25 protein-coding genes are annotated in these 25,593 nt (G+C 32.8%); 11 read left to right on the forward strand and 14 right to left on the reverse strand.

What is annotated here, in order from left to right:
• Nucleotides 1-8: 8 nt before the first annotated feature.
• From OS188_RS02940 to OS188_RS02975, 8 genes are all read left to right on the forward strand, one after another.
• Nucleotides 9-908: a sterol desaturase family protein gene (locus OS188_RS02940; protein ID WP_267147324.1), complete on the forward strand. Its 900-nt coding sequence runs from the start codon at nt 9-11 to the stop codon at nt 906-908.
• Complete coding sequence (locus tag OS188_RS02945) at nt 898-1,611, forward strand: DUF547 domain-containing protein (RefSeq protein WP_267147325.1); 714 nt, start codon at nt 898-900, stop codon at nt 1,609-1,611. The genes OS188_RS02940 and OS188_RS02945 overlap by 11 nt, the downstream gene beginning before the upstream one ends.
• Entirely contained in the window at nt 1,604-2,323 is a 720-nt protein-coding gene (locus OS188_RS02950; protein WP_267147326.1) for a TIGR04283 family arsenosugar biosynthesis glycosyltransferase, read from the forward strand. Before OS188_RS02945 ends, OS188_RS02950 begins: the two co-directional genes overlap by 8 nt.
• Before the next feature lie 112 nt (nt 2,324-2,435).
• The gene (locus tag OS188_RS02955) at nt 2,436-5,888 is read left to right on the forward strand and encodes a pyruvate carboxylase (RefSeq protein ID WP_267147327.1); all 3,453 of its coding nucleotides are present in this window, start codon (nt 2,436-2,438) and stop codon (nt 5,886-5,888) included.
• A 216-nt stretch (nt 5,889-6,104) separates the two neighbouring features.
• The gene (locus OS188_RS02960) at nt 6,105-7,403 is read left to right on the forward strand and encodes an NAD(P)/FAD-dependent oxidoreductase (RefSeq protein ID WP_267147328.1); all 1,299 of its coding nucleotides are present in this window, start codon (nt 6,105-6,107) and stop codon (nt 7,401-7,403) included.
• 2 nt (nt 7,404-7,405) lie between these two features.
• Nucleotides 7,406-8,992, forward strand: coding sequence for a 4Fe-4S binding protein (locus tag OS188_RS02965; RefSeq protein ID WP_267147329.1), 1,587 nt, complete (start codon nt 7,406-7,408; stop codon nt 8,990-8,992).
• Between the two features lie 43 nt (nt 8,993-9,035).
• Nucleotides 9,036-9,725, forward strand: coding sequence for a glycosyltransferase family 2 protein (locus tag OS188_RS02970; RefSeq protein WP_267147330.1), 690 nt, complete (start codon nt 9,036-9,038; stop codon nt 9,723-9,725).
• Nucleotides 9,725-11,215 carry a cellulose synthase family protein gene (locus OS188_RS02975; protein ID WP_267147500.1) on the forward strand — a complete coding sequence of 497 codons (1,491 nt, stop codon included), beginning with the start codon at nt 9,725-9,727 and terminating at the stop codon, nt 11,213-11,215. The genes OS188_RS02970 and OS188_RS02975 overlap by 1 nt, the downstream gene beginning before the upstream one ends.
• Here the strand turns inward: OS188_RS02975 and OS188_RS02980 are convergent.
• Together OS188_RS02980 and OS188_RS02985 are read right to left on the reverse strand one after the other, a co-directional pair.
• Nucleotides 11,212-12,021 carry an amidohydrolase family protein gene (locus OS188_RS02980; RefSeq protein ID WP_267147331.1) on the reverse strand — a complete coding sequence of 270 codons (810 nt, stop codon included), beginning with the start codon at nt 12,019-12,021 and terminating at the stop codon, nt 11,212-11,214. The two genes, OS188_RS02975 and OS188_RS02980, sit on opposite strands and share 4 nt — an antisense overlap.
• A gap of 19 nt (nt 12,022-12,040) precedes the next feature.
• On the reverse strand, nt 12,041-13,270 hold the full coding sequence (locus OS188_RS02985) for a serine hydrolase domain-containing protein (protein WP_267147332.1): 1,230 nt from the start codon (nt 13,268-13,270) through the stop codon (nt 12,041-12,043).
• A gap of 88 nt (nt 13,271-13,358) precedes the next feature.
• Here OS188_RS02985 and OS188_RS02990 point away from each other — a divergent pair, with 88 nt between their 5' ends.
• Both OS188_RS02990 and OS188_RS02995 read left to right on the forward strand, forming a co-directional pair.
• Complete coding sequence (locus OS188_RS02990; RefSeq protein WP_267147333.1) at nt 13,359-14,741, forward strand: MptA/MptB family glycosyltransferase; 1,383 nt, start codon at nt 13,359-13,361, stop codon at nt 14,739-14,741.
• Nucleotides 14,722-15,543 (forward strand): alpha/beta hydrolase, encoded by an 822-nt coding sequence (locus OS188_RS02995; RefSeq protein ID WP_267147334.1) that lies wholly within the window; start codon nt 14,722-14,724, stop codon nt 15,541-15,543. Before OS188_RS02990 ends, OS188_RS02995 begins: the two co-directional genes overlap by 20 nt.
• Nucleotides 15,544-15,615: 72 nt before the next feature.
• Here OS188_RS02995 and OS188_RS03000 read toward each other — a convergent pair whose 3' ends face one another.
• From OS188_RS03000 to OS188_RS03020, 5 genes are all read right to left on the reverse strand, one after another.
• Entirely contained in the window at nt 15,616-15,843 is a 228-nt protein-coding gene (locus OS188_RS03000) for a hypothetical protein (RefSeq protein ID WP_267147335.1), read from the reverse strand.
• 15 nt (nt 15,844-15,858) lie between these two features.
• On the reverse strand, nt 15,859-16,185 hold the full coding sequence (locus OS188_RS03005; protein WP_267147336.1) for a hypothetical protein: 327 nt from the start codon (nt 16,183-16,185) through the stop codon (nt 15,859-15,861).
• Between the two features lie 10 nt (nt 16,186-16,195).
• Nucleotides 16,196-17,170, reverse strand: coding sequence for a deoxyhypusine synthase family protein (locus OS188_RS03010; RefSeq protein ID WP_267147337.1), 975 nt, complete (start codon nt 17,168-17,170; stop codon nt 16,196-16,198).
• Nucleotides 17,160-18,101, reverse strand: coding sequence for an agmatinase (speB, locus tag OS188_RS03015; RefSeq protein WP_267147338.1), 942 nt, complete (start codon nt 18,099-18,101; stop codon nt 17,160-17,162). Before speB ends, OS188_RS03010 begins: the two co-directional genes overlap by 11 nt.
• A 69-nt stretch (nt 18,102-18,170) precedes the next feature.
• On the reverse strand, nt 18,171-19,580 hold the full coding sequence (locus OS188_RS03020) for an arginine decarboxylase (RefSeq protein ID WP_267147339.1): 1,410 nt from the start codon (nt 19,578-19,580) through the stop codon (nt 18,171-18,173).
• Between the two features lie 493 nt (nt 19,581-20,073).
• Here OS188_RS03020 and OS188_RS03025 point away from each other — a divergent pair, with 493 nt between their 5' ends.
• Nucleotides 20,074-20,313 carry a hexameric tyrosine-coordinated heme protein gene (locus OS188_RS03025; protein ID WP_267147340.1) on the forward strand — a complete coding sequence of 80 codons (240 nt, stop codon included), beginning with the start codon at nt 20,074-20,076 and terminating at the stop codon, nt 20,311-20,313.
• A gap of 85 nt (nt 20,314-20,398) precedes the next feature.
• Here OS188_RS03025 and OS188_RS03030 read toward each other — a convergent pair whose 3' ends face one another.
• The 7 genes from OS188_RS03030 to OS188_RS03055 form a co-directional block, all read right to left on the reverse strand.
• Nucleotides 20,399-21,307: a pseudouridine synthase gene (locus tag OS188_RS03030; protein ID WP_267147341.1), complete on the reverse strand. Its 909-nt coding sequence runs from the start codon at nt 21,305-21,307 to the stop codon at nt 20,399-20,401.
• 106 nt (nt 21,308-21,413) lie between these two features.
• Complete coding sequence (locus OS188_RS03035; protein ID WP_267147342.1) at nt 21,414-22,316, reverse strand: geranylgeranylglycerol-phosphate geranylgeranyltransferase; 903 nt, start codon at nt 22,314-22,316, stop codon at nt 21,414-21,416.
• Nucleotides 22,317-22,369: 53 nt separating this feature from the next.
• Nucleotides 22,370-23,299, reverse strand: coding sequence for a mevalonate kinase family protein (locus OS188_RS03040; RefSeq protein ID WP_267147343.1), 930 nt, complete (start codon nt 23,297-23,299; stop codon nt 22,370-22,372).
• 63 nt (nt 23,300-23,362) lie between these two features.
• Nucleotides 23,363-24,442, reverse strand: coding sequence for a diphosphomevalonate decarboxylase (locus OS188_RS03045; RefSeq protein WP_267147344.1), 1,080 nt, complete (start codon nt 24,440-24,442; stop codon nt 23,363-23,365).
• A gap of 83 nt (nt 24,443-24,525) precedes the next feature.
• Nucleotides 24,526-25,074 (reverse strand): DUF1697 domain-containing protein, encoded by a 549-nt coding sequence (locus tag OS188_RS03050; protein WP_267147345.1) that lies wholly within the window; start codon nt 25,072-25,074, stop codon nt 24,526-24,528.
• On the reverse strand, nt 25,075-25,347 hold the full coding sequence (locus tag OS188_RS14800; RefSeq protein WP_416236490.1) for a type II toxin-antitoxin system RelE/ParE family toxin: 273 nt from the start codon (nt 25,345-25,347) through the stop codon (nt 25,075-25,077).
• A complete protein-coding gene (locus OS188_RS03055; RefSeq protein ID WP_267147346.1) occupies nt 25,331-25,582 on the reverse strand; it encodes a hypothetical protein in 252 nt (83 codons plus the stop codon). The genes OS188_RS14800 and OS188_RS03055 overlap by 17 nt, the downstream gene beginning before the upstream one ends.
• Nucleotides 25,583-25,593: the final 11 nt, after the last annotated feature.

Raw genomic sequence — 25,593 nt, forward strand, 5'->3', positions numbered from 1 at the left:
AACAAGACATGGAAAAGTATTTAGACATAATAGCTAACTCTTACTCGGGCTATTGGAATTATCTTAAATCTGAGATTCTTTCCTATGGCTATTGGGATAATTACTTCTATGGATTAATAATTATTTCCTTAGCTGTTTGGATGCTTGAAATAGCTTTTCCATGGCGCGAAAATCAGGGTGTTTTTAGAAAGGATTTTTGGTTAGATACTTTTTATATGTTTTTCAACTTCTTTTTGTTGAATTTGATTGTTTTTATAGCCTTATCCAATACCGTAGCGGAAATTTTTGACGATCTCCTGGGACTTGTTGGAATATCGCTTGATAATTTTAAATTAATAGAAGTCAATGCGCTTCCAAAACCCTTGGGATTATTTGTCTTTTTTATTGTGGCAGATTTTGTCCAATGGAATACCCACAGACTATTACATCGTGTGCCTTGGTTATGGAATTTTCACAAAGTACATCACTCCGTTAAAGAAATGGGCTTTGCAGCGCATTTGCGCTATCACTGGATGGAACCTGTAGTTTATAAATCTATTTTATACATTCCTCTGGCAATAATCGGAGGCTTTGAAGCTCAAGATGTCGCTTTTGTTCATTTTTTTAATATCACGATTGGACATTTAAATCATGCAAATTTAGGTTGGGATTATGGCAAACTAAAATACATATTCAACAATCCTAAAATGCATATTTGGCATCATGCCAAAGAACTACCAAAACATGCACGATATGGCGTAAATTACGGCTTAACTCTAAGTATCTGGGATTATATTTTTAAAACCAATTACATTCCGGAGAATGGTCGCGACATAGAACTAGGTTTTTCTGGAGACGAAACCTTCCCTAAAGACTTTGTAAGTCAAGAAATATACCCGATTAAATTCAAAGAAAAAGATGAAAACTAAACAAATCCTGTCAATGTTGCTCTTTATGGTTTTTGTCTTTTTTCAGAAAGTCGAGGCTCAAATAATTAATTACAACACCTGGAGTACATTTCTTGAAAAACACGTAAATAGTTTTGGGGAAGTCAACTATCAAGCCATTCAGACAGATCAAGATTTATTAGAAGCTAGCTTAAAATCGTTCTCTAAAACGAAACCAGACAGTTCCTGGTCTAAAGACGAAACCTTGGCTTATTGGATTAATGCCTATAATGCTTTTACCATAAAACTGATTATAGATAATTACCCGATTAAAAGCATTAAAGACATTAAAAATCCGTGGGATCAAAGATTCATTCCTATTGGAAAACAATCTATGTCTTTAAATGAAATTGAACACGAAATTCTTAGAAAAATGAATGAACCCAGAATTCATTTTGCCATCGTTTGTGCCTCAAAATCTTGTCCTAAATTATTAAATGAAGCCTACCTCCCATCCAAATTAGATTTGCAATTAACAGTTGCTACAGAAGATTTTCTTTCAGACGAAAGCAAAAACAATATTTCTAAAGACCAAATTACTATTTCGAAGATTTTTAAATGGTTTTCTGAAGATTTCACGCAAAACGGAAGTCTCATAGAATTTTTAAACAAGTATACTAGCGTTCAAATTTCGAAAAAAGCTAAAAAGAAATTCATGAATTACAATTGGGAATTGAATGAGTAAACATCAAATTTCAATAATAATTCCCATGTTAAACGAAGCAGAAAACATCAAAAACCTGCTTCAGCATCTTACTCAGAGTTCCCATCCAGAAAACATTTCAGAAATTATTGTGGTAGATGGAGGAAGCACAGATGGCTCACAAAACATTGTAAAGACCATTATTTCTTCAAAAGCAACTAAACACAATTTACAACTTTTAAATTCTCAAAAAGGCAGAGCCAGACAAATGAATTTAGGAGCTAAAAATGCATCTGGAGACATCTTATATTTTCTTCATGCCGATACTTTTCCTCCGAAAAACTTCGACAAACTAATTATCCAGCAAGTCCAGGAATCTCATTTAGCGGGTTGTTTTAAAATGACTTTTAACAGCAATCATTGGTGGTTAAAATTAGCCAGTTGGCTCACCCAATTTTCATGGCGCGCATGTAGAGGTGGCGATCAAAGTCAGTTTATAACAAAAAGGCTTTTCAATGAAATTGGTGGTTTTAATGAAGAATTTATCATTTACGAAGACAACGATCTCATTAATAAATTATATGCTAAGAAGCAATTTGTTGTTATTCAAGAATGGCTAACAACTTCCGATAGACGCTATAAAAATCACGGAATCTGGAAGTTACAATATCACTTCTGGGCTATTTATGTAAAAAAATGGTTTGGAGCTTCAGCTCAAGAACTTCACAGCTATTATAAAAAACACATTGCTTAAAACTTGTTGATAAGCTCTAATATTCTCACTTAAAATCAATTGATTTATTAATTTGGTTTCTTACTTTTGAAGGATTCAGACACAAACGGATTTCCAAAACACACAACCAAAAATGAAAATAAAAAAAGTATTAGTTGCAAACAGAGGAGAAATTGCTATCAGGATTTTTAGAGCCTGTACAGAAATTAATGTCAAAACCGTTGGTGTTTACACCTATGAAGACAGATACTCCTTACATAGATATAAAGCAGACGAATCTTACCAGATAGGCGAAGACAACGATCCATTAAAACCTTATTTAAACATTAATGAAATTGTAAAAGTGGCTCTGGAATGTGGAGCAGACGCCATCCATCCTGGATATGGTTTTCTATCAGAAAATGCAAATTTTGCAAAAACCTGTGAAGAAAATGGAATTGTTTTTATTGGTCCAAAAGTCTCGGTTTTAAAAGCCTTAGGAGATAAAATAACAGCTAAAGAAGTGGCTGTAGCTAATAATATTCCCATTATTAGAAGTAACGACAAACCTTTAAAAGATATTGAAACGGCTTTAAGTGAGGCCGAAATAATTGGCTACCCAATCATGCTAAAAGCCGCTTCGGGTGGTGGAGGTCGTGGGATGCGAGTTATAAGAGAAGCCGAAGAGTTAAAAAGTGCTTTCAACTCCAGTAAGAGAGAAGCTTTAAACGCCTTTGGAGATGATACTGTTTTTTTAGAAAAATTTGTTGAAAATCCAAAGCATATCGAAATTCAAATTGTAGCAGATAACTTTGGAAATACCGTCCATTTATTTGAACGAGACTGCTCGGTGCAACGTCGCTATCAAAAAGTGATTGAATTTGCACCTTCATACGATTTAAAGCAACAAACCAAAGATGCTTTATACAAATATGCCATTGATATTTGTAAAGCAGTGAATTATAACAATATTGGTACCGTTGAGTTTCTAGTAGACGACGATGATTCTATCTATTTTATTGAAGTTAATCCAAGAATTCAAGTGGAACATACCGTCACTGAAGTAGTCACTAATATAGACTTGGTAAAAACACAATTATTTATTGCCGGAGGTTATAAATTAGCCGATCAGCAAATAAAAATTCCAAATCAGGAGGCTGTAAAAGTTACCGGATATGCGTTACAATGTAGAATTACTACCGAAGATCCACAAAACGACTTTAAACCAGATTATGGTAAAATAACAACCTATAGAAGTGCAGCTGGTTTTGGAATTCGTCTAGATGCAGGATCTCTTTATCAAGGTGCTGTAGTATCTCCTTTCTTCGATTCTATGTTAGTAAAAATCACTGCAAATAGTAGAACTTTAGATGGAGCTTGTAGAAAAATGCGTCGTGCCTTAACAGAGTTTAGAATTAGAGGCGTAAAAACAAATATGCCTTTCTTGGACAACATTTTAAAACATGAAACATTTAGAAAAGGAGACGTTACCGTTAATTTTATAAAACAAAACCCCGATTTATTTACATTCAAGGCTCCTAGGAATAGAGCGACAAAACTAGTTACTTATTTAGGAGATGTTATTGTAAACGGGAATCAGGATGTTAAAAAACCAGACCCTACCAAAACCTTCGTAAAACCAATAGTTCCTAAGTTTGAAGCTAATGGTGGTTACCCACAAGGAACAAAAGACTTACTTACTAAATTGGGACCTGACAAATTTTCCGAATGGTTAAAAGCCGAAAAGAAAATTCACTTTACAGATACTACCATGCGAGATGCGCATCAGAGCTTATTAGCGACTAGAATGCGAACTTTCGATATGCTAAAAGTAGCTGAAGGTTATGCCAAAAACAATCCAGACGTTTTTAGTATGGAAGTTTGGGGAGGTGCTACTTTTGATGTTTGCCTACGTTTTTTACAAGAAAACCCGTGGGAACGCTTACAACTATTGCGTAAAGCTATGCCAAACCTACTGCTTCAAATGTTACTTAGAGGTTCTAATGGGGTTGGATATACAGCTTATCCAGATAATTTAATTGAAAAATTTGTCGAGCAGTCTTGGGAAAATGGTGTCGATCTTTTTAGAATTTTTGACTCTCTAAACTGGATGAAATCTATTGCTCCTTGCATCGAATATGTTAGAACTAAAACTGAAGGTTTAGCCGAAGGTTCTATTTGTTATACGGGAGATATCTTAAATCCAGAAAACAAAAAATACAATCTAAAATACTATACCAATTTAGCCAAAGATATAGAAAATGCTGGCGCACATATTCTGGCTATTAAAGATATGGCAGGCTTACTAAAACCATATGCGGCATACGAATTAATTTCAGCTTTAAAACAAGAAGTTAATATTCCAATCCATCTACACACACACGATACCTCTTCGATACAATCTGCTACATATTTAAAAGCTATAGAAGCTGGAGTAGATGTTGTAGATGTTGCTCTTGGTGGCTTATCTGGTTTAACTTCTCAACCTAATTTTAATTCAATTGTGGAAATGATGAAATTCCACGAACGTGAAAATCCTTTAAATATTAATTCTTTAAATGATTATTCAAATTACTGGGAAACCGTAAGAGACCATTATTACCCGTTTGAATCCGGACTTAAAGCAGGTTCTGGGGAAGTCTTTAAGCATGAAATTCCAGGAGGTCAGTATTCAAATTTAAAACCTCAAGCTCAAGCTCTGGGATTAGAAGACAGATTCCATGAAATTACGGCTATGTACGCCGATGTAAATATGCTTTTTGGCGACATTATAAAAGTAACACCAAGCTCCAAAGTAGTTGGAGATATGGCGCAATATTTAGTCAGCAACAATTTAACAGTTCAAGACGTATTAGAGCGTGGAGACTCGATTTCCTTTCCACAATCTGTTGTTAGTTTCTTTAAAGGCGATTTGGGCCAACCTGTAGGAGGTTTCCCTAAAGATCTTCAGAAATTAATTTTAAGAGATGAAAAACCTTATACCGAAAGACCAAATGCTCATATGGAGCCTTTAAATATTGAAACCGAATACAAAGAATTTAGATCTAAATTTGAACAGGATTTAAGCAGACCTATCAATATAACCGATTTCCTATCCTATAAATTATATCCAAAGGTATTTACAGATTCTTATAATAAGCATCTTAAATATGATAATTTGATGAATTTACCTACCAAAAATTTCTTTTATGGTATGGAAGTAGGCGAAGAGATTATTGTAGAGCTCGACAAAGGTAAAACGCTTCTTATTAATTTAGAATCCGTTGGAGAATCTAATGAAGACGGCTTGGTTACTGTTTATTTTAAAGTAAATGGCCAAGGTAGAGCTGTTCAAATAAAAGACGAATCCATTAAGGTTGATAAAGTAGAACATGTAAAAGCAGATAAATCAAATTCAAAAGAAATTGGAGCTCCTTTACAAGGAATGCTTTCAAATATTCTAGTAAAAGAAGGAGAAAAAGTTGCTAAAAATCAACCATTATTTATCATAGAAGCCATGAAAATGGAAACCACCATTACGGCTAACGAGGCTGCTATAATAGGAAGCCTTGTTCTTAAACCAGGCGTTATGGTAAATTCGGAAGATTTGGTGATTACTCTAAGCTAACATAAAAGTAGAAACTAAGAAAATATCTATTATTGAAACCTTATTTGTGTTTCAATAATAGATATTTCTATTTTAAATACATCTCTTTAGACTTAAAAAACAAAACTTCAAAATATAGCGCATAAGTGTTAATTTATCTCTAAATTTAAACAAATTGAGATGTTTTTATTAAGGTTTTATAGAACTTTCGACCAAGCATTCAACTAAAGCACAAACATGGAGCATATTGTTATTATTGGCAACGGAATATCCGGAGTTACTGCTGCAAGACATATAAGGAAGCTATCCGATAAAAAAATTACTATAATTTCTTCAGAAACGGAGCACTTTTTTTCTCGTACGGCTTTAATGTATGTGTATATGGGACATATGAAATTTGAACATCTTAAACCCTACGAAGACTGGTTCTGGAAAAAAAATAGAATAGAACTTCAACAAGGATTTGTTAAAACTATTGATGTGAAGTCTAAAACGCTCCATTTTACAGAAGGATTCACCATGACTTACGATAAACTTGTAATTACTACCGGTAGTAAACCTAATAAATTTGGATGGAAAGGTGAAGACTTGAATGGAGTTCAAGGTTTATATAGCAAGCAAGACTTAGAGAATTTAGAAATCTACGCGCCCAATAACAAAACTTGCAGGCATGCCGTAATTGTTGGTGGCGGTCTTATTGGAATTGAATTAGCAGAAATGCTAAATTCCAGAAATATTCCTGTTACTTTTTTAGTTCGAGAATCTAGTTTTTGGAATGGTGTTTTACCCCAAAGCGAAAGTGAAATGCTTAATAAACATATTAAAAATCATCATATAGACTTAAGATTATCTTCAAACCTAAAAGAAATAATTTCAGACCAAAACGGAAAAGTTAAATCTATTATCATTCAAGAAACCGGTGAAGAAATTTCATGCGATTTTGTAGGCTTAACAACTGGTGTTTCACCTAATATTGATTTTATTAAAGAGTCGGAAATAGAAACTAAGAAAGGAGTTTTAGTGAATCGATTTTTGGAAACAAGCATTCCAGACATTTATGCAATTGGAGATTGTGCGGAGCAACGTGAAGCTATTGGCAATCGTCCGGTAATTGAAGCCGTTTGGTATACAGGACGAATGATGGGAGAAACTTTAGCACAAACCCTTTGTGGAAACAAATTAGAATACAAGCCTGGACATTGGTTTAATTCTGCCAAGTTTTTTGATATAGAATACCAAACATACGGTTGGGTGTTTCCGGAACCAAAAGAGAATCACGCGCATTTTCATTGGATACATCAAGACGATTCAAAATGCATTACCATGGAATATAATACCATTACTAATGAGTTTTTAGGAATTAACACTTTTGGTATTAGAATGCGTCATGAGGTTTTTGATACCTGGTTATCCGAAAAACAAAATATAGATTATGTCATTTCTCATTTAGAAGCAGCTAATTTTGATCCGGAATTTTATAAGCATTTTGAAAAAGACATTCAGGCTTCATTTAAAAAAACACTACAAACCATCTAAGCATGAGCACTAAATTAAATTTTAGCTTATCCTTGGCAAAACCAGACCAAGACCTTTCAACCAAACAAAAAGTTGCTGTTGGATTAGGAGCTATTGGGCTTTTTATTTTGTTTTTAGCATTTTTAAATATAGACTTCCCAAACAGAGTTCTATTTCTTAGCGCAGCCCTAGGCCTTATTACCATTGGAACCATTGTATTTGCAAATAGTGCATATCTTAAAAAAACTGAAGGGATAAAAAACGATGGGGTTTGGTTTAAATCTATTTCGTCACGCGGAATTTTAGGTTGGATTACCGGAATTATTTTAACTGCATTTTATATTGTTTTATATTTTTACCCACAATATCTTGGACTGGGAATGGATGGTGCTGCAAACACGGGTTTAATCTCCTTATTCGATCCATTAAGCCAATTATTAAGCGGCAGACCTGCCAGTCAGTGGTTTGTTTACGGAACCTTTTACACCTTAGCCATTTTAATTTTTGGCTATAAGTTTCTATTAAAATACAGACATAATCGATACGAGCAAATTAGAACAGGATCCGTCATGTTTTTTCAATTAGCATTTGCTTTTTTAATTCCTGAATTCATGTATCGTTTAAATTCAGGTTTACCATATTACGACTTGAAAAATATCTGGCCATTGAATTACTATCTTTTTGACGAGTGGTCTGTAAAAAGCTTCCTTTCTAGTGGAAATATTGGCTTGGCATTATTACTCTTTGGAATTGCATCCATCTTTATAATAACACCCATCTTAACCTATAAATATGGTAAACGCTGGTATTGTTCTTGGGTTTGTGGTTGTGGTGGCTTAGCTGAAACAGCAGGAGATTCATTTAGACAATTAAGCGACAAAAGCTTAAAAGCATGGCGACTTGAGCGCTGGTTAGTTCATACTGTTTTAGTATTTTCAGTGGTAATGACTATTGCCACAGTTTACACATATCTAGGTTATGATAGTAATGATTTCTGGTTAACCAAAGGTGTTTTTATTAGTTTAGCTATTGCTTTTTTAAGTCTGGTGTTTTTATTAACAATGATTTTTAAAAGAGACGCTTTGGGTAAAGATGCTAAATACGGAGCTATAGGATATTTTATAACCATAGCTTTATTGTTAATCTTATATTTTACAGGAACAACGCATGAAGTCTTTTTTATAACTAGTGGCAACTTAAGATCGGCTTATGGATTTTATATTGGCTCCATCTTTTCCGGAGTTGTGGGAACTGGCTTCTACCCTATTTTTGGAAACAGAGTTTGGTGTAGATTTGGGTGTCCAATGGCGGCTATTTTAGGGTTTCAACAACGTTTATTGTCTAAATTTAGAATTACAACCAATGGCGGACAGTGCATTTCTTGCGGCAATTGTTCTACGTATTGCGAAATGGGAATTGATGTAAGAGCTTATGCTCAAAAAGGAGAAAACATTGTTCGATCAAGTTGTGTTGGTTGTGGAATTTGCTCTGCAGTTTGTCCTCGTGGTGTTCTTAAATTAGAGAATGACTCCATGAAAGGACGCATTAATCCAACCGAAATTTTATTAGGAAATGATGTAGATTTAATGGACCTAATTAACCAAAAATAAAGCAAAACTATACTTATTTTTGCACAGTCTTTTAAAACATTCCATGAACCAAATAAAAGTTATTATCCCTGCTTTTAACGAAGCCGAATCTATTGCTAAGGTCATTAACGATATTCCTAAAATTGTTGATAAAATTATTGTAGTCAGCAACAATTCAACAGACCAAACTGAAACTAATGCACAACAAGCTGGAGCTACTGTTTTATCTGAAAACAGAAAAGGATATGGCTATGCCTGTTTAAAGGGAATGGATTATATTTCTAAATTAGAGAACAAACCGGATATCATTGTGTTTCTAGATGGCGATTATAGCGATTATCCTGAAGAACTAACCAAACTTATTCAACCAATTGTTGAAGACAATATAGATTTTGTAATTGGAGCACGTGTTAAGGGCCTTAGAGAAAATGGATCTATGACCAAACCTCAAATTTTTGGGAATTGGTTGGCCACAACTTTAATGAAGTTTATGTTTCAGTCAACTTTTACAGATTTAGGCCCTTTTAGAGCCATTAAATACGATAAATTATTGGCGCTTAATATGGAAGACAAGACCTATGGCTGGACCGTGGAAATGCAATTGAAAGTATTGAAACAAAAAATGACTTATATTGAAATTCCTGTAAATTACCGAAATAGAATTGGTGTTTCTAAAGTATCAGGAACCCTAAAAGGAGCGGTTATGGCAGGTGTTAAAATATTAGGGTGGATTTTTAAATACAGTTTTAAATGATGTTTTTAATAGGGCTTATTATTGTTATTTACACCATCTCCTTAGTGCTTATATTTCTATATGCTTTGGCCCAACTTAATTTATTATCAAATTATTTATCCGCCAAAAAAACAAAAACCAACGAAGCTAAATTCGATTTTTCAAAACCAGATGAAATTCCTTTAGTTACTATCCAACTTCCTGTATATAACGAAATATACGTGATGGAACGTTTGCTGGAAAACATCTCTAAAATAGAGTATCCAAAAGACAAATTAGAAATCCAGGTGTTGGACGATTCAACAGACGAAAGCTTAGAGTCCACAAGATTACTTATTAAAAACCTAAAGAAAACAGGTATAGATATCGTTCATATTTGTAGAACTAATAGAACAGGTTTTAAAGCTGGTGCCCTTAAAGAAGGTTTAAAAGTTGCTAAGGGAGAGTTTATAGCCATTTTTGATGCCGATTTTCTTCCAAAATCTAACTGGTTACAACAAACTGTCCCATATTTTAAAGATAAAAAACTTGGTGTGGTTCAAACCCGATGGGGACATTTAAACAGAGATTATTCCGTGTTAACAAGAATACAAGCTTTTGCCTTAGATGCGCATTTTACCTTAGAACAAGTTGGCCGAAATAGCAAAGGGCATTTTATTAATTTTAATGGAACTGCTGGAGTTTGGCGAAAAACCTGTATTATAGATGCCGGAAACTGGGAAGGAGATACGCTAACAGAAGATTTAGATTTAAGTTATAGAGCACAATTAAAAGACTGGAAATTCAAATATTTGGAAGACATTGAAACTCCAGCAGAACTTCCAATAGTTATTAGCGCTGCACGTTCTCAACAATTTAGATGGAACAAAGGTGGCGCCGAGAATTTTAAGAAAATGGCTGGAAAAGTGATTTCAAATAAACATATTTCCACTAAAACAAAAGTACATGGCTTGTTACATTTATTAAACTCCACCATGTTCTTAAACGTGCTAATTGTAGCTATTTTAAGTATTCCAATGTTATATATTAAAAACGAATATATGCAGCTTAAGCCATACTTTTATGTCATGAGTTTTTTTGTATTAAGTTCTTTAATTTTCTTTATATGTTATTGGTTTATGTACAAGAAAATTTATGGAAGTGGTTTTAAAAATTTCATGAAGTACATGTTCATGTTTTTCACATTTTTCTCAGTAGCCATGGGGTTTTCATTGCATAATTCTATAGCAGTAATTGAAGGTCATTTAGGAAAACGAAGTGACTTTATACGAACCCCAAAATTCAATATTAATTCGGTTTCAGATTCTTGGAAAAGCAATAAATACCTCAACAAAAACATTCCTATTTATGTGGTTTTTGAAGGTCTGCTAACTCTCTATTTTGCGTTTGGCATGTACTTAGCTTTTGTTGTTGGAGATCATGGAGGAGATTTTGGATTATTCCCTTTTCACTTCATGTTGTTTCTTGGTTTTGGATTTGTATTCTTTAAATCTATAACTTCTCGAGTTTAAAGTTTTGCAACATCAATGTTAAAAAGCTCGGCTGCATTTTTCCAACGTATTAATTCTTTCTTATCGTCTTCAAGTTCTAATTGATCCATGAATTTTAAATAAGATTTCATATTAGAAATTGGCCAATCTGTTCCATATAACAAGTAATTTGGATCTCCTGCATAAGTAATCATTTCTTCAATTTCCTTCTTCATAAAACGCTCAAACTTATCGGAAAAATCTCCAAGTACTAAACCTGAAATGTCAGCGTAGACATTTTTGTTTTTATAAACTACTTCCATACAATCTCTAATCCAAGGATTTCCAACATGACAGATAACAATCTTTAAATCTGGAAAATCTACAGCTAAATCGTCTATATGCAATGGATGCGAATATTTCACTTTACCAGTTGGCGCATAAGTATCTCCTGAATGAAACATTACTGGAACATCATATTCTATAGCCATTTCGTACCATACCTTCAATCTGCTATCGTTGGGATAAAATGGCTCATAACCTGGATAAAATTTTAATGCTTTTATCAGTCCTTTTTCAAGATATTCGCCTATTTCTCTAATATCTCTATGATTATAATTAAGATAACTTATTCCAGAAACAACACCTAAATTATTTCGCCCCTTAATGGCCTCAACGACTTGTTTGGTACTAGGTCTATGTTCATTGACTTTATAAGAGGTCAAAACCAAAGAGTAATCAACCTTGTTTTTAATCATTGTTTCAGTAAGAAGATTTAAACAATCCTCAAGAGAAACAACTCTATCTTCATGGTAATTGTTTATGTGGGTATGTACGTCTATTATCATATTCTGAATTCATTTCTTACTATTCCGTTATACTAACTAAATCTTGATCAGCTTCATCTTTTTTAAACGACGAAGCAATAGCTCTAAACATTTCTATATGTGATGTATCGTTACTTGGAATATAAGAATCATCGTTATATTTTGGGTTGGCAGATAATTTTACAATTACTGTTTTGGTAGTTGGATTAATATAGATATACTGTCCGTAAACTCCCATTGCCATATATTCCCCTTGCTCACTTGAAGGAATCCACCATTGATAGCCATAACCAAAACCTTCTCCCGGTTGTACATGCGGTGCATCTGGAGTTGTGGAAGCTTCTACCCAGCTTTTTGGTACTATTTGCTGGCCATTAAAAACCCCTTCATTTATAAATAAAGAACCCACTTTGGCATAATCTCTTAAAGTTAAATTTAAACCACCAAGAACCATTTCCATATTCTCGCCGTCTAACAACCAATAGCCATTATATTCCATGCCTAAGGGATTATATAATTTTTCTTGCATGTATTCTGTAATAGTTTTTCCGGTAGCTCTTTTAAGAACCATTCCTAGTACATGTGTATTTATACTTACATAATGATTAACTGTACCTGGCTCTAGTTCGCGCTCTAAAGTAGTTGCAAACTCGTCTTGAGAATCTCCCAAAGCAAAACCTCTTCCCCAACGATTAATATCGCTATTAAAATCGCCATAATCCTCGTTAAATTTAACACCAGTAGACATTTGCAAAACATCTTTAATCCTTACACCTTCATAGGCAGAACCTTTTAATTCTGGAGCATAATTATCTACTGGCTCTTCAATACTTTTGATATCTCCTTCTTCAACGGCTATTCCCATTAAAGCTGAAATCACAGATTTTGCCATAGACCAAGAAATATTTCTAGTAGCTTCTGTATTGCCTAAATAGTAATTTTCATAAACAAGACTGTCGTTTTGAATTACCAAGAAACCGGTTGTCCACGAATCTTCTAGAAACTTATTAGTATTGTACGTCTCTCCATCAAACTGAAAACTTTTTGGCAAGTCTAAAGCAGTTCCTTTTGCATAGGGGTGTTTAGTTGATGGTGCTTCTAATTCTGAAACTGGCCAAACAGCATCAAAAGACCTAAAATTATGTACAATTTGATCTTCCTCAAAAAGATGCATACTTAGGTTTAGCATTTTGAATTTCGGGTAAAACCAAACAGCAAAAATAATAAGTACAAAGAGTAGTCCTAGAGCAATTTTTTTCCAAGTTTTCATGATTCATTTTTATTAAAAAACAGTTGGTAAGATAACATCTAAAAACTATTTTATTAAACGAATTGTCTATTTTATTTATCTTTGAATAATGCTGATAAACCCTACTTATTTAAAACTAAATAAGATTCCTATAATCTTTGGACTTATAAGCATGCTTTTCTATGGTAGTTTTGCTTATAATTTGCAAAGAACAGACTCCATCAAGCTAATTTCTTTGTACCTAGCTTTGTTTTTTTTATTCTACAAACTAGTTCAAATTAATAAAAGCAATTTGAAGTTTTTAACGCTACTGGCTTTTGCATTTCGAGCTGTTTTTATTTTAGCTATCCCGAATCTTTCACAGGATTTTTATCGGTTTATTTGGGACGGACGTCTAATTTTAGAAGGTATAAACCCATATCTTTTTACACCGGATTCATATTTTTTAAAAGGAGAGTTTCCAATTTCTCAAGCCCAGGAACTACATGATGGGATGGGAAGTTTAAGCGCCAGTCACTTCTCAAACTACCCTCCTTTAAATCAGCTGTGCTTTGCATTGGCTAATCTATTTCCTGGTCAGAGTATTTTAAGTGCTGTTATTGGGCTTAGAATACTGATTATTGCAGCCGATTTTGGCACACTTTACTTCGGAAAAAAACTACTTAAGAAATTAAAACTCCCAACTTATAACATCTTTTGGTATCTGTTAAATCCGTTTATTATTATCGAACTTACTGGGAATCTTCATTTTGAAGGTGTTATGATTTTCTTCCTGGTTTGGAGTTTATATTTACTACAAACTCATAAATGGAAACTAGCAGCAGTAATTTTTGCGTGTTCCGTCTCTATAAAACTTATTCCACTTATATTCCTCCCACTAGTATGGCAATGGTTTATAAAGCCACAGGATGATAATATTTCAAATCGTTTAAAAATCGCAAAACTTATTGGTTTTTATTCTATTGTTGGCATCGTTACCTTAATGTTATTTTTACCCTTTTACTCTTCAGAATTTATAAATAACTATGCGCAAACCGTTGGTTTATGGTTTCAGAATTTTGAGTTTAATGGGAGTTTATATTATATAGCTAGAGAGCTTGGTTATATGATAACGGGTTATAATCAGATAGCTATTATTGGGACAGTTTCGGCCATATTGGTGTTTGTTTTTGTAATTGGACTTAGTTTATTTAGAGAAAATGCTTCTATGCAACAGCTTATTACAGCCATGCTTTTCGTCTTATCTTTCTATTATTTTACAGCTACTACCGTTCATCCTTGGTATTTAGCAACATTATTATTTTTAAGTGTTTTTACAAAATATAAGTTCCCTCTGGTTTGGAGTTTAATCATTATTTTAAGCTATTTAGCCTATGCTAATCCAAACAATTTAGAAAACTTATGGCTTATTGCATTGGAATATATTATAGTTTATAGTGTATTTTTATACGAAATTTTAAAAACAAAACCTGTTGAAAATAAATTTTCCTAAAATACTTAGACGAGTAGCTCGCGTTATTGCTGCACTCTTTATTTTATATTCGCTCTCCCTGGTTTTTGTTTATTTTAAACAAGAGCGTTTCTTTTTCAATCCGAAATTACTAGCTAAAAATTATAAATTTGAATTTAAGGAAACCTTTGAAGAACTGAATATTCCAGTAGCAGAAAACATAAGTTTAAATGCGGTTTTGTTTAAAGCTGAAAACCCGAAAGGTGTTATTTTATATTTACATGGAAACGCTGGAGCTATTCACGATTGGGGAAAACGCGCTGATTTATATTTGGAAAACAACTACGATATTTTATTTGTAGATTATAGAGGTTATGGAAAAAGCGACGGAAGTTATAGCTGTTCTGAAGAGCTATTTAATGATATACAAAAGGTTTACGATTTCACAAAAACACGCTACAATGAAAATGAGATTGTTGTTTTAGGCTTTTCTTTGGGCTCTGGATTGGCTAGCTACTTAGCGGCCAACAACAATCCGAAAATGCTTATTTTAAATGCCCCTTACTACTCATGGAAAACCTTAATTTCTGAAGAAATTGCGCCTCCTATCCCAGAATTTATTATAAAATATAATATTCCAACATATCAATTTGTGAAACAAGTAACTTGTCCGATCAAGATTTTTTACGGGACTAGAGATTTTTTAATTCACCCAGAAACAAATGCTAAAAAACTTCAAGTATTACAGCCAGAAAATATTAAATTATTTGCCATTGTAGATGCAGGACATAATGGCCTGCATATTACAAGGCAATACTATCAATATTTAAAAACAATACTGTAGCTAAATACTAAAGATTTTGTTTAAGAGACACATTCTATGTGAATTAACTGCAAAAACAAATCCCGTTTAAAACTAAAGCGGCTTTAAGCTTTCTACTCTATAAATTATAGAATCGTCGTGGCTGCCATTAACCTCAATAAATCTGACTTTAAAAGACTTACTAATATAGCTTTCGTCATTTTTTAAATCGAACTGGCTTAGAACTCTTGGATGTATCTCGTCGAATACGAGTTCTTCTCCATTTTCAAACAAAAAAGTATAAAAGCCATCTTTATATTCTAAAAACTCAGCTTCTCTCATGGTAATATTTTTTTTTTAATCTTCGTCGTCGTCTTCATCCACTTCGTCAATAATATCGTCATCATCGGCTTCGTCATCGTCAAAGTCTAAATCTTTTACAGCTTCTTCTTCTACATCCTCCTCCTCTTCAGAAAAGTCTTCCATGGCTTGCACCAATCTAACTCCTACTTTTACCAAATAAATGGTGTCTTCGGTTTTAACCTCAACAGCTTCCACCATTTCATTTTTGATGTTTCTGAAGGAAATAATATCCTCATCATCATAGCCATCAGGGAATTTTTCAACTAGAAGATTTAATATGTCTTCGTTTAATTTTTGATAATCTACTATTACTCGTTTCATTTTAAATAGGTTACATGTCTAATAAATACGCAAATATTAATGGTGCAACAATGGTTGCATCGCTTTCAATTATAAATTTTGGAGTGTCAATATTTAGTTTTCCCCAAGTAATTTTTTCATTTGGAACGGCTCCAGAATAAGACCCATAACTTGTTGTAGAGTCACTAATCTGGCAGAAATAACTCCAGAAAGGAGTTTCAGGCTGTTCCATATCTTGATATAACATTGGAACTACACAGATTGGAAAATCTCCAGAAATGCCTCCTCCTATTTGGAAGAAGCCAATTCCTTTGTCAGAGTTTTTTGGATACCAATCTGCAAGGAAAGTCATATATTCAATTCCCGATTTCATGGTACTTGCTTTTAACTCTCCTTTAATGACGTAGCTTGCAAAAATATTCCCCATAGTACTATCTTCCCATCCCGGGCAAATAATTGGTAAATTTTTCTCTGCAGCAGCGTACATCCAAGAGTCTTTTAAATCTATTTCATAATACTCTTCTAAAACACCAGAAAGCAGCATTTTGTACATATACTCATGTGGTAAATATCTCTCTCCTTTAGCTTCGGCTTCTTTCCAGATTTTTACAATATGTTTCTGTAAACGTCTAAAAGCTTCTTCTTCTGGAATACAAGTATCTGTAACTCTGTTAAGGCCTTTTTCCATTAAGTCCCATTCTTCTTGAGGAGTTAAATCTCTATAGTTTGGCACACGTTTATAATGAGAATGCGCTACCAAATTCATAATATCTTCTTCTAAATTAGCTCCAGTACATGAAATAATATGCACTTTATCTTGACGAATCATTTCGGCAAAAATCTTTCCTATCTCCGCCGTACTCATTGCTCCTGCAAGAGACACTAACATTTTAGCTCCAGAGTTCAATTGGTCTTCGTACCCTTTTGCTGCATCCACCAAGGCTGCTGCATTAAAGTGTAAATAATATTTTTCTATAAAATTTGAAATTGCTCCTTTAGTACTCATCTTCTTCGTTGAATTTAGAATTAGTATTTTTATTTAGGTTTGAGTTATCGAAAGAATTATCAAATTCGTCCTCCACACCTTCATTTTTAAATTTATAACTTAACATTTTATAATACAATTTTGCAGCTAAGAAATCTGAAGATTTTTCAGTTTCATTAGGACATAACTCGACAATATCGAAACCTACTACATTTTTTTCGGCAAAAACTTGTTTTAAAAAATCTAGTGTTTCATACCATAAAAGTCCTCCTGGCTCTGGAGTTCCAGTGCTTGGCATAATGGACGGATCGAAAGCATCTAAGTCTATAGTTATAAATACATTCTCTGTCATTTGATCGGTAGCCGAGTCCATCCAGGTATCATCTATTGCCATTTCGTGTGCAAAATAAGTTTTTTCTTTATCCATAACAGTTGTTTCTACAACATCCATAGATCGAATTCCTACCTGAATTAAGTTTGTATTTTGGCTAGCTTCATACACAGCGCAAGCATGGTTGCATTTTGAACCATGATATTCTTTGCGTAAATCTGCATGAGCATCAATTTGTAAAACGGTTAGATTATCAAAACACTCGTTAAATGCTCTAATAGTTCCTATAGAAATAGAGTGTTCTCCTCCAAAGGCAGTAACAAATTTATTTCTTTTGATATACTTTTTTGTTGCCTGATGAACGGCTTCTACCATAGCTTCTGGCGATGAATTTTCTGTAACGGCATCTGCTAAATAAACGCCTTGTTGATACACTTCAGTTTCAGTTTCAATGTCGTAAAGCTCCATATTTTCTGAAGCGTTTAAAAAAGCTTCCGGACCTTTATCGGCTCCTTTTTGCCAAGTACTTGTACCATCGTAAGGCACAGGAATCAAAACTATTTTAGCACTATCTAATTTTGAATATTCTTCTGGAATCCCAGCGTAAGTTTTTTTACTCATTTTTTAATTTTATTTTTTTGGTGTAACATGCCAATCGCGATGTCTTAATTATTAATTTTTATCGTTTGGTTATTTCTCGCTCTTGTCTTGATAACCTAAAATTTTAAGTAAATCTTCACTTTTTTGTTGTTCGCTAAATAATTCGGTCGAGATGTTTCCATCTGCATCCTTATTAATTAAAATATGTTTTGGTGAAGGTATTAAACAGTGTTGCAAACCTCCAAATCCACCAATAGTTTCTTGGTAAGCTCCAGTATTAAAGAAGCCAAGATATAAAGGTTTTTCTTTATTGTATTTTGGTAAATAGATAGCGTTCATATGCTGTTCGCTGTTGTAATAATCGTCGCTATCGCAAGTTAATCCCCCTAATAAAACACGCTCGTAACTTTCATGCCATCTATTAATTGGCAACATTATAAAGCGCTTATTAATAGCCCAAGTATCTGGTAGAGTTGTAATAAAAGACGAATTAATCATGTTCCACTTCTCACGATCGTTTTGTTGTTTTTGGTAAAGTACTTCATAAATAGCACCACCACTTTCACCTACAGTAAAACTACCAAATTCGGTAAAAATATTTGGAACAGGAACTTCTTCTTGCTCGCAAAACATTTTAATCTGATTAATAATTTCGTCTACCATATACTCGTAATCGTAATCGAATGCTAAAGAGTTTTTAATTGGAAATCCTCCTCCAATATTTAAACTATCTAAAGACGGACAAATTTGTTTTAAACTGGTATAAACTTTTAAACATTTAGAAAGCTCATTCCAATAGTATGCATTATCTCTAATTCCTGTATTGATAAAAAAGTGAAGCATTTTAAGCTTTACCTTCTTATTGTCTTTAATTTGTTTATTATAAAACGGAACAATATTCTTATATCCAATCCCTAAACGAGAGGTATAAAATTCGAATTTTGGTTCTTCTTCTGAAGCGATACGAATTCCAATATTATATTTACCATTAATTTCTTCTGAAAGCAAATCAATCTCCTCGTAATTATCAATAATTGGAATACAGTTTTTATGTCCATTATTTATTAGTCTGGCAATATTTGTAACATATTGTGCACGTTTAAAACCATTACTAATTACATATGTTTTGTCTGTGATTTTTCCTTCGGATTTTAAGTTTTCAACAATATCAATATCGAAAGCAGAAGAGGTTTCAATATGAATATCGTTACTTAAAGCTTCGTTTAAAACATGCTTAAAATGCGAGCTTTTTGTACAATAACAATAATGGTATTTGCCTTTATATTTATGATTTTTTATAGCCTTTGCAAACCATTCTTTTGCTCGACCAATATTATTAGAAATCTGTGGTAAATAAGTGAATTTTAACGGAGTTCCGTATTCTTCAACCAAACCCATTAAGTCTATATCATGAAATTGAAGATGTTTATCTTCTAGTTTAAATTCTTCCTGAGGGAAATAAAAAGTCTGATTGATTAAATCAATATATTTTGTATTCATTTTTTGTTTTTAAAATTGTGATTATTCAAATCTTGTACTAAACTAACCTTTTAAAGGTAAACAATAATAAAAACATATCAAACTTGAATTTGATTATGGGTTGTAGGCATAAAGCCATAGATATGCTGACTAGCACATATGGATAAGATGGAAGATAGCTTTAAAATTCGGTTGCTTAATCTGTAAGCTGCTTTTGATAATGACTTCCTATTAATCAAAGGCCCGAACGTAAAAACATAGTTCAATTGTTCAGCTTAATAAGTTGCAAAAGAAATACTTTTTTTTATAAAACTATTCTTTTTTTAAAAAATTTTTGGGTTTTTATTTTTTGTAAAAACCCCCTCATAATCAGACGCTAAACAACTGGTTAAAACATAATTACAACATCAATATAAAAATTCGTAATTTAGAGCTTTAGCAAAAGAGTTTGTTTGCTTTTAAAAGCTTAAATAGTTAAAAACAAACATGAATTTATAATTTTAAAACATTAAAAATGTCAGAACAAGTTCAATTAGTACCAAACAATTCCCTTATTACAAAAACACCTGAAGAAGGCAGACAATTAGCTGTAAAAATGGCAAGACTTATTATTAAAGTAACTCAGCCAGATGCTAAAGTAAGAGAGAGATTACGTCCTGTTTATGCCGAAGACGCTGCTATGTTGCTAGCTGTAGGCCAAACCGTAGCAACCGAATTTGCTACTATTGCAGCCGCCAATAATTATTGGAAATAATTAAAAAAATGCATAAAAAAAATCAACTAATTAGAAGTAATTGAATTCTAATTAGTTGATTTTTATAATTAAGAGGGAAAAGGAGCTACAACATTTTCAGAGTATTTAATTCTTGCTCTGTAAGGTGTTTCCAATGTCCTCTAGGAATATCTTTTTTGGTAAGATGCCCAATAGCCACGCAGTCTACACTAATAATATCGTACTTTAACTCGTCGAAAATAGTTCTTAGAATGGTGTTTCCTGTATTTTTAATTTTTAGACCTATCTCTTTTTTAGAGGCTCCTTCAATATAACTAATCTCTTCAACAGCAATTAATTTTCCATCTACTTTAAAACCTTCTCTAATTTTTTTAAGATCGTCCATTTTCAAATTTTTATCTAATTCAATATGAAATAAACGCGGTACACCATGTTTAGAATTAGTAAATTTTGCTGCCACATTGTCGTCGTTAGTAAACAATAGAAGTCCTTTAGAATTTCTACCTAAACGTCCTATTGGTTTTATTCTTGAATCTGTTGCATTGGCAACTAAGTCCATAACCGTTCTTCCCTTACCTTCTGCCGTAGTTGTTGCAAAACCTTTAGGTTTATTAAGTAATACGTATGCTTTCTTTTCCGGGGTTATTCTTCTACCGTCGTAACGAACGTCGTCTTCCAACTTCACCTTATAACCCATTTCGGTTACAACCTTCCCGTTTACAGATACTAAACCAATAGCAATATGCTCATCTGCTTCTCTTCGAGAACAAATACCAGAATTAGCGATATATTTATTTAAACGAATTTCGTTTGAATTGGATTTCTTTGGCGCTGACTTTTTATTCTCCTGAGCTTTTGAAGAAGAAAACGCTTGTTTTTTTAAAGGCGAATTTCCTCTAGCATAACTTTTCTGCTTATCCGAACCGGCTCCACGACTTGATTGGCTAGCTCCTCCTTTTTCCTGTCCTCTTCCAGAAGACTTTCTCTTACTACTGCTACCTTGATGTCTACTCATATTCTTTTCCCATAAAAACGGGAATATTTTTTTAATTAAAACTTACTAAATGTTGGCACAAAGATACAGAAAGACCTTTTGCTTTCAAGCAACTAAGCCATAAATATTAAATTCTATTAAGTACTAAGTCTATATTTATTAGCATGATACTGAAAACACCTGCTACAATAATAAACTTTAAAATGTTGTGTAATAATAAATAGTGAGTCTTAGTTTTCGATGCCCAAAGCAGAATAATAAACAGAAGTAATAAGGAAGCACTCAAATAAAAAAAATATACCATTTGTCCCACATGAAAGTGAAACAATAAATAATAAGTTGGAATAGTAGTTAATAAAGCTAAGATAGTTAACATGACTTTTGAAACATTTTCGCCATAAACAATAGGAATGGTTTGATAATTTAAAACCAAATCTCCTTTTATATTTTCTAAATCTTTGGTCAATTCTCGCATAGAAATAATTAGAAACAGAAAGGCTGCATGGACAAAAATTACATGTTCAAAGTTTTTATAATATATAAAAATGGCAAAAAATGGTGTAATGGTTAAGATTGCCGAAGTTAAATTTCCAATAAATGGTAGTTTTTTTAATTTATGCGAATAAAACCAAATAGCGAAAATATATAACGAAAAGAAGACAACAGCTCTAAACGAAACATAACTAGCCATAATTACAGCCATAAAGTTAAGCACGAAATACAGAGACAATTTGGTATTCTGGCTAACCAATCTATCTAATTGAGACTTTTGTGGCCGATTGATTAAATCCTTTTCCGAATCGTAGAAATTATTAATAATATAACCACCTGCAATAGTAGCAGCAGATGCCAGCACCAACATTAAAAGGTTTACATCTAAAACAACTTCCCGTAAGGGTAAATCGTGAGCAAGAATATAAATAGCTGTTAAATACTGAGCAAAAACAACAATAAGAATATTATATCCTCTAACTACAGAAAACATGCTGAAAAACTTAAGTAGAATGTGTTTCTGTCTTCTGGTAAACATTTGTCTAAAGTAAAATAAGATTCTCTGACATTGGTAAGAATAGTATTGGTTACCTAAAAATTATAAACCACTTCTAAGTTATAATCTTTAAGAGATTGTTTTGCTTTGTCAATATCCTCCGTAAAACCAAGAATATATCCGCCACCTCCAGAACCGCAAAGTTTTAGGTAGTATTCATTTGTTTCGATACCTTTTTTCCATAGTTCATGAAACTGCTGCGGAATCATAGGCTTAAAGTGACTTAACACCACTTTTGACAATTTTTTAGTATTCCCAAATAAGGATTTAATATCGCCTTTAAGAAAATCGTCTACACAAGCATCTGTATGTTTTATAAACTGATTTTTAAGCATGTTTCTAAAGCCTTCTTGCTTCATGTTTTCCATAAAAATACTCACCATTGGAGCGGTTTCTCCTGTAATACCACTATCAATTAAAAAAACCGCATTTTTACCTTCGGTATTTTGAGAAGGAATTCCTGTAGCTTCTATATTATCTTTAGAATTAATAAGAATTGGAATACTTAAATAACTATTTAAAGGATCTAATCCTGAAGATTTTCCATGGAAAAAAGACTCCATAGCAGAGAAAATTGCTTTTAATTTTAATAGTTTTTCTCTAGTTAAATTCTCTAGAACTGTAATTTTATCGAAGGCATATTGATCGTAAATAGCAGCTACTAATGCGCCACTACTTCCAACTCCGTATCCTTGAGGTATTGAAGAATCAAAATACATTCCAGCATCGACATCTTGCTGAAGTTTTTCAAAGTCGAAGCTAACTAAAGAGGCATCCACATTTTTAAGAAAAGCCACGAAACGACGCAAACCTTCGTTAGATTTAATAGCAACTTCAGAAGTGCCATCTCCCATTTTTAATGCACCATTATAAAAATTATAAGGTATTGATAAACCTTTGGAATCTTTGATGATTCCATATTCTCCGAAGAGTAATATTTTTGAGTAAAAAAGGGGTCCTTTCATAAAATAGTATTCAGTCTCAGCGTACAATAATTAACAACTGTTATTCAAATATACGTAATAAAATTATAATTGGTTTGCACCAAATCCAATTTGATCGCAAATATATTGTTCGTTTTGACAATATGCAACTAATTCATTCTTAATGAAGTCTAAGATAACCTTAGCTTCTTTTTTAGGATAAAGCACATGCACATTTGCGCCAGCATCCAAGGTAAATCCAATATGCAAACCTGTACTTTCTCTAAAACTCCAGATTTTATTGATAATTTCAAGTGTATTGGGTTTCATTAAAATAAAATACGGCATACTTGTCATCATCATGGCATGCAAGGTCAGAGCTTCACTTTCCATCAAAGCTATAAACTTGTTTAAATCTCCAGATTCAAGAATGGGTTTTAGTTTTTCAAGATTTTCATGCGCTTGCTTAAAACGGTTTTCTGCATAGGGATGCGCATGCATTAAATTATGCCCAACGGTACTGCTAACTTGTTTTTCGCCTTTATCAACTAGTAAAATAGTATCTTGATACTCTTTAAAATTCTCATGAACCTGATATGGATATTTTGTTCCATATAAATCGCTACTTCCCGATATTGCATCTGTTTGTCCCCAAACTATTATATCGCCTTCAAGACTTCTACAAGCAGAACCCGAACCTAAACGCGCTAAAAATGAGGCCTTTTGATTAAAATAATTGGTTGTCATTTCTGGATTTAATTGCTTTTCTGTGCTCATGAAGCATAAAGCCAAAGCACTCATTCCCGAAGCAGAAGATGCAATTCCAGAACTATGAGGAAAGGTATTTGTGGTTTCAATTTTAAAGTGATAATTCTTCAGAAAAGGTAAATAAACATGGATTCGTTTTAAAAAGGTTTCGATTTTTGGTTTAAAATCGTCTTTCTTTTCGCCGTCTAGATATACTTCAAATGAAAAATCAGTGTCTGACACTTTTGTTCTATATGATAATTCGGTAATGGTTTTACAGTTATTCAAAGTAAAACTAATAGATGGGTTTGCCGGAATTTGGTTTTCCTTTTTTCCCCAGTATTTTACTAAAGCAATATTACTTGGCGATTCCCAAGTAACTTTTCCGTTTTCAAGTGTTTTTGAATATGCGCTAGGTATAAAATCTGTCTCTGTCATTTACTGTTTTTATTCTAAAAAAAAGACTGTCTAAGGACAGGTTTTTTATTTGTTTACTTATGAGATGCAAAAATAAGGAATATCTAAGGTTCTTTTTCACTTTTCAAAGACATTGCTATTAACTTTAGCATCGTATTATAATTTCTAGCGGTTGCAAATGTATTGAGTTTACCTTCAAAATAATTTACATTGAATTTAGCCTTTCCAAAACCTTTCTCACTAAAAAAATAAATACAATTCTTTATGATTTTATATTCTTCGTCCTCATAAACTTTCTTAGAAGCAACTTTAATTAAGTCTGGACTTGGTGTGTTGTGCAGCATGACAAAATAACTTGACTTCTTTTTTTCTTCCGAAAATGGACAGGTATCAAAAATACATTCCAAATCCTGTCTTGTTTTTGCTAAAACAGATACTTCATATCCAAATTTTTTAAAAATGGTAGTCTTGACAATTTCTTCTATATCTAATAGACTCTTTTCTGAAGACTGTAAAACAATATTTCCACTTTGTATATACGTTTCTACATTTTTAAAACCTGTATTAGATAGTAATTCACGCAAATCTGCCATGAGGATTTTTTTATGTCCCCCAACGTTAATTCCTTTTAGAAAAATGATGTAATTATTCAATTAAAAGTCTTGATTTTGGTTTAGGATTCTATAAACTATAATGTTATTGTTTTCCTTAACTCTATAGTGGATCGTATAATTAAAATGCTCAAATTTGATAATCCTTACAGCCTTGTATCGCTCTTGAAAAGCTCTGGGCATAGAAATTATTAACCTTAATTGATTAACCAGATCATCTAAAAACTCCTCTTCTCTGTTAATTAATTTAAAATAACATTGAGCACGATACAACTCTAGTTTCGCCTCTTCCGAAAATTCATAATTTTCTTCCATACTCTTTAAGAACTTGATCGAATGAATATGTTTTCAACAATCCTTTTTCATCTCGCTCAATCATATCATCAATCATTGCTTTATACGCTTCAGACGGTTCACTATAGCGCATAGCAGTGTTTTCCAAAGTATATTCTAGATAGTTTTTTAGCGAACGCTTTTGAAGTTTTGCTTGCTTTTCGAGGATTTCGATGGCTTTATTATCTAATTCGATTAACTTTTTTGTCTTTCCCATAATACATAAAT

Origin of the sequence: Xanthomarina sp. F1114, assembly GCF_026410255.1 — a bacterium.
Classification (GTDB): Bacteria; Bacteroidota; Bacteroidia; order Flavobacteriales; family Flavobacteriaceae; genus Xanthomarina.

Coding starts and splice junctions, on each gene's coding strand:
- OS188_RS02940 (WP_267147324.1), top strand. CDS start 9: ATGGAAAAGTATTTAGACATAATAGCTAACTCTTACTCGGGCTATTGG.
- OS188_RS02945 (WP_267147325.1), top strand. CDS start 898: ATGAAAACTAAACAAATCCTGTCAATGTTGCTCTTTATGGTTTTTGTC.
- OS188_RS02950 (WP_267147326.1), top strand. CDS start 1,604: ATGAGTAAACATCAAATTTCAATAATAATTCCCATGTTAAACGAAGCA.
- OS188_RS02955 (WP_267147327.1), top strand. CDS start 2,436: ATGAAAATAAAAAAAGTATTAGTTGCAAACAGAGGAGAAATTGCTATC.
- OS188_RS02960 (WP_267147328.1), top strand. CDS start 6,105: ATGGAGCATATTGTTATTATTGGCAACGGAATATCCGGAGTTACTGCT.
- OS188_RS02965 (WP_267147329.1), top strand. CDS start 7,406: ATGAGCACTAAATTAAATTTTAGCTTATCCTTGGCAAAACCAGACCAA.
- OS188_RS02970 (WP_267147330.1), top strand. CDS start 9,036: ATGAACCAAATAAAAGTTATTATCCCTGCTTTTAACGAAGCCGAATCT.
- OS188_RS02975 (WP_267147500.1), top strand. CDS start 9,725: ATGTTTTTAATAGGGCTTATTATTGTTATTTACACCATCTCCTTAGTG.
- OS188_RS02980 (WP_267147331.1), bottom strand. CDS start 12,021: ATGATAATAGACGTACATACCCACATAAACAATTACCATGAAGATAGA.
- OS188_RS02985 (WP_267147332.1), bottom strand. CDS start 13,270: ATGAAAACTTGGAAAAAAATTGCTCTAGGACTACTCTTTGTACTTATT.
- OS188_RS02990 (WP_267147333.1), top strand. CDS start 13,359: ATGCTGATAAACCCTACTTATTTAAAACTAAATAAGATTCCTATAATC.
- OS188_RS03000 (WP_267147335.1), bottom strand. CDS start 15,843: ATGAGAGAAGCTGAGTTTTTAGAATATAAAGATGGCTTTTATACTTTT.
- OS188_RS03005 (WP_267147336.1), bottom strand. CDS start 16,185: ATGAAACGAGTAATAGTAGATTATCAAAAATTAAACGAAGACATATTA.
- OS188_RS03010 (WP_267147337.1), bottom strand. CDS start 17,170: ATGAGTACTAAAGGAGCAATTTCAAATTTTATAGAAAAATATTATTTA.
- speB (WP_267147338.1), bottom strand. CDS start 18,101: ATGAGTAAAAAAACTTACGCTGGGATTCCAGAAGAATATTCAAAATTA.
- OS188_RS03020 (WP_267147339.1), bottom strand. CDS start 19,580: ATGAATACAAAATATATTGATTTAATCAATCAGACTTTTTATTTCCCT.
- OS188_RS03025 (WP_267147340.1), top strand. CDS start 20,074: ATGTCAGAACAAGTTCAATTAGTACCAAACAATTCCCTTATTACAAAA.
- OS188_RS03030 (WP_267147341.1), bottom strand. CDS start 21,307: ATGAGTAGACATCAAGGTAGCAGTAGTAAGAGAAAGTCTTCTGGAAGA.
- OS188_RS03035 (WP_267147342.1), bottom strand. CDS start 22,316: ATGTTTACCAGAAGACAGAAACACATTCTACTTAAGTTTTTCAGCATG.
- OS188_RS03040 (WP_267147343.1), bottom strand. CDS start 23,299: ATGAAAGGACCCCTTTTTTACTCAAAAATATTACTCTTCGGAGAATAT.
- OS188_RS03045 (WP_267147344.1), bottom strand. CDS start 24,442: ATGACAGAGACAGATTTTATACCTAGCGCATATTCAAAAACACTTGAA.
- OS188_RS14800 (WP_416236490.1), bottom strand. CDS start 25,347: ATGGAAGAAAATTATGAATTTTCGGAAGAGGCGAAACTAGAGTTGTAT.
- OS188_RS03055 (WP_267147346.1), bottom strand. CDS start 25,582: ATGGGAAAGACAAAAAAGTTAATCGAATTAGATAATAAAGCCATCGAA.